This is a genomic window from Bartonella queenslandensis AUST/NH15 (assembly GCF_000312585.1).
Taxonomy (GTDB): domain Bacteria; phylum Pseudomonadota; class Alphaproteobacteria; order Rhizobiales; family Rhizobiaceae; genus Bartonella; species Bartonella queenslandensis_A.
In genome coordinates, this window is sequence record NZ_HE998003.1 from 131,827 (window position 1) to 135,895 (window position 4,069).

Sequence of the window (4,069 nt, forward strand, 5' to 3'; positions counted from 1 at the left end):
CTAAGGTCCAATTAGCCCAGGAGCGTCGCAATGCGGTTTCAAAGGAAATAGGACGAGCTTTAGCTGTCTCTGATCAGAAAATGGTTGAACGCCTTAGAGCTGAAGTTGAAGAGCTTAAAGTTTTTCTTTCTTCTGCAACAGCGGAAGAGAAACAGCTGACAGAGAGTCTTGAGAAAATTCTTTCAGCACTTCCCAATATTCCATTGGATGATGTTCCAGAAGGTAAAGATGAAAGTGATAATGTCGTCATTCGACATTTTGGTACACCTCCAACATTTAATTTTACACCAAAGGAGCATTTTGATCTTGGTCAAGATCTCAAGCAGATGAATTTTGAGCGTGCTAGTCGTTTGTCTGGAACGCGTTTTACAGTGCTTTCAGGGGCGTTAGCACGTCTAGAACGTGCATTGGGACAATTTATGCTTGATGTGCATGTCAATGAGCATGGTTATACAGAGGTTTCTGTGCCTCTTCTTGTTCGTGATGAGATTGTTTACGGGGCAGCTCAATTGCCGAAGTTTGCTGAAGATCTTTTTCAGACAACAGATGGTCGATGGCTTATTTCTACAGCAGAAGTGCCATTAACCAACTTGGTCAACGATGAAATTCTTGAAGTATCAGATTTGCCACTGCGATTTTCTTCTTTATCTCCCTGTTTTCGTTCAGAGGCGGGAGCTGCCGGCCGTGATACGCGCGGTATGTTGCGTCAGCACCAATTTTTGAAGGTGGAAATGGTTTCGATTACCAGTGAAGAGCAGTCTCTCATTGAATTGGAACGTATGACGGAATGTGCAGAAGATATATTAAAACGACTCGGTTTGCCTTTTCGCACAGTGGTTCTTTCTACAGGGGATATGGGATTTGCAGCACGTAAGACTTATGACATCGAAGTTTGGCTTCCTGGTCAAGAATGTTATCGTGAAATTTCTAGCTGTTCAGTTTGTGGAGACTTTCAAGGTCGACGTATGAATGCTCGCTATCGTAAAGAAGGCGATAAAAAATTGCATTTTGTTCATAGCCTTAATGGTTCTGGTACAGCTGTTGGTCGTTGTCTTATCGCCGTGCTTGAAAATTATCAGCAGGTTGATGGATCAATTATTGTTCCAGATGTTTTACAACCCTATATGGGAGGTATGCGTTGTATTGCTGCTTAATTTTGTGAAAGGAGAGACAATATGCATTTATTGCAAAGAGGTAATGGTATGCAAACGCAAGGTTTTGCCATTTTAAAAGAAGCAGTTTTTAGGAATGATAAAACTACACCTCCATTAGAGAGTAAATGATACGATGGGGCAAAAGGGTATTTTACAATTTCGTGAGGAGTTGGCTGCTCTTGTACTGAAAATGCGTAGCAAAGGCATTGATGACGTGCGATTTTTTTCGGCATTAGAGAAAATTCCACGTCAACAGTTTGTTTCCGCTCCTTGGTTTAATAGTGCTTATGATAATAAAGTTATTCCCCTTGAATGTGGTGAATATATGGAACGTTTGGAAGAGCAACTCTTGATTCTTTCGGCACTATCATTAAAAAAAAAGCATCGTGTTTTAGAAATTGGTACAGGCTCTGGCTTTTGTACTGCTCTTATGGCATGTCTGAGTGACCGTGTGACAACGGTTGATCGTTATAAAACGCTTGTTGATTTGGCACGCCAAAAATTTCAAACTTTGGGCATTGAAAATATTGTTATACGGCAGATTGATGGAAGTCATAGTGTGGCAGGTTTGGGATCATTTGATCGTATTCTTATTTGGCCATCACGTTCTGATGAACCCAAGGAATTTTTAGAACTTTTAGCTGAAAATGGAATTCTCATTCAGGCGATAGGATTTGATGAAGGGGTACAAACGGTGACGCGCTATACAAAAATTGGTAGTCGATTTGAGTGTTTAGAGTTATTTCAAGTGCGTTATCAACCTTTTATTAAAGGTATTGCGGAGATACTTTAATTTTAAAAATTTAAGAAATAGCGCAAATTATTTCACTTTTTTAGTCCCGTTAAATTCATTTTGATTTTAATGAAAGATATTTATGAATAAAACATCTCATTTTAACACTTCGGTAATTTAAAAAAGCTTTAATAGCGTGAGTTGAGTATTGATGAGTGAGCAAAACAATGTGTTTAAAAGCTTTGGATAATATTTTTCGGCATAATTTTCAGAGAATAACTTTTTTAGCGGTGGCAACTATTGTTGCTGGTTGTAGTTCTGGGACACAACGTTTTTCCAATATTTTCTCTCATCATACGGTATCATCTCAATCAAATATATCGAACTCTATGTCTACAGATCCGCGAATGCTATCGTATGGTGGGGACATGATACAAAGCACTGAATTGCCGCCTGTGGAACCAAGTAATGATTCGTGGATTGATGACAATTCCCCTTATAATTCTCCACAGCAAGGTAGGGGGGATTCTTCTGATGGGCGCGTTATGGGGGTTCCTCCACGTAATCTTGGCACACTTTCCCGTTCACAAATGGATAACTCTCCTATTTTTCGGCAGAATTCTTATATTGTTCAGAGCGGAGATACACTCCTGAGTATTGCACGGCAAGTAGGGATTAGTGTTGAGGCATTAAAATCAGCAAATGGTATAAACAGCAATTCCATTTATATCGGTCAGGTTCTTGCGCTTCCAAGCAGGCGTACATTAGCAACTTCAAAAGCGCCCAGTCGTAACGGTTGGGCAGCGTCAACAGCAGAATCTTCATCTCAATCTCAAGTGACGTCTTCTATAAAGCCGAAGAAGACTTCTCCTATATATAAAGCTCCTGTAACAACACCACCTTCTACACAGATGAACAGGTTAAATTCTGAAAGCAATTCTTCTCAACAGATGATGCAATTGAACCATGAATCTGATTTATCAGGTACTATTACGAATACAGATAATATTAAGACGCCGCAAGCCACAGGAATTTCTAAAATGCGTTGGCCTGTACGAGGGCGTTTATTAAGCCAGTTTGGTCAAAAAAAAGGAACAGTAATGAATCGAGGAATAGATATTGCTGTGCCTGAAGGAACATCAGTAAAGGCATCAGAAAATGGTGTCGTTATTTACGCGGGAGATGGATTAAAAGAGCTGGGTAATGTTGTTATGATTCGACACGAAAATAATATTATCACTATTTATGGATGTAATAGTAAGCTTGTTGTTAACAAAGGACAAAGGATAAGACGGGGTGATGAGATTGCTAAGTCAGGTGTTTCAGGAAATGTTAAAACACCACGTGTCTATTTTGAGATGCGTAAGAATTCATTACCGGTTGATCCTCTTAAATATTTAGAAAACTAATTTATTGATGACGTTAAGTTTGAATAATCTTATAGTTTATAGAAATTTCATGAAAAACAATTTATTTTTTAAACCAATAGCACGCATAAGAACGTTTTAAATCTTCTGCTTTCGGAGCTAATTCTGCAATAACATGATCTTTCTGCTCACTTTGCCCTTGTCGATGATTCAAGACATCAAGCAACGATTGACGAGTTGAATAACTAATCTATCATGGTGCTACTTTTTTCAAAGCTATTCACATTTTATAAATTATTGATATACTTCATGTATTTTATCATCATGCTCGATCATTGAAAGGCATTTGCCCATGTCTAATATAATGCGTCAGCAGAAAATCATTGCTTGAGAAGAGCAGTTCGTTGGATTCATTCGATATGATCATCTTTGTGTTGAGAAGGTATAAGACGATAGTATCTATTATTTGTCAGCACTCAATGTTCCGACTACTTTTGCATTTAAGAGGAGGCATGAAAAGGGATATTTGACTTCCTATCATATAATTTTTCTGTCCATATTCATTTCACAGGTATGATGTGCAAGAAAATCATTTTGATTCATTCAAAGGATTTTAAACGAGAGAGTTTTACAATATTTCGCTCTATCATTTGACATTACAAATGATGCATTATCTCTATAAATTAAAGTTTTTCCATGAATTTTTTGTATCATTTATTGAGTGAGTGAGAAGGATTCTCATTGTAGGGTATATAATAGAGAGAAATAAATCTGTTTTTTAAAGATTTTTCTTATTGTATTCTGTCTCTTAAGGA

General features: G+C 37.7%; 3 protein-coding genes. All 3 read left to right on the forward strand.

Annotated elements, in window-relative coordinates:
- Positions 1–1,154 (forward strand): serine--tRNA ligase (gene serS, locus BN338_RS05730; RefSeq protein ID WP_039759919.1); only part of this gene is annotated, 1,154 nt, incomplete at its 5' end.
- 133 nt (positions 1,155–1,287) lie between these two features.
- On the forward strand, positions 1,288–1,947 hold the full coding sequence (locus BN338_RS05735; RefSeq protein WP_039759921.1) for a protein-L-isoaspartate(D-aspartate) O-methyltransferase: 660 nt from the start codon (positions 1,288–1,290) through the stop codon (positions 1,945–1,947).
- Positions 1,948–2,114: 167 nt separating this feature from the next.
- Entirely contained in the window at positions 2,115–3,296 is a 1,182-nt protein-coding gene (locus tag BN338_RS05740; RefSeq protein ID WP_039759923.1) for a M23 family metallopeptidase, read from the forward strand.
- Positions 3,297–4,069 lie beyond the last annotated feature (773 nt).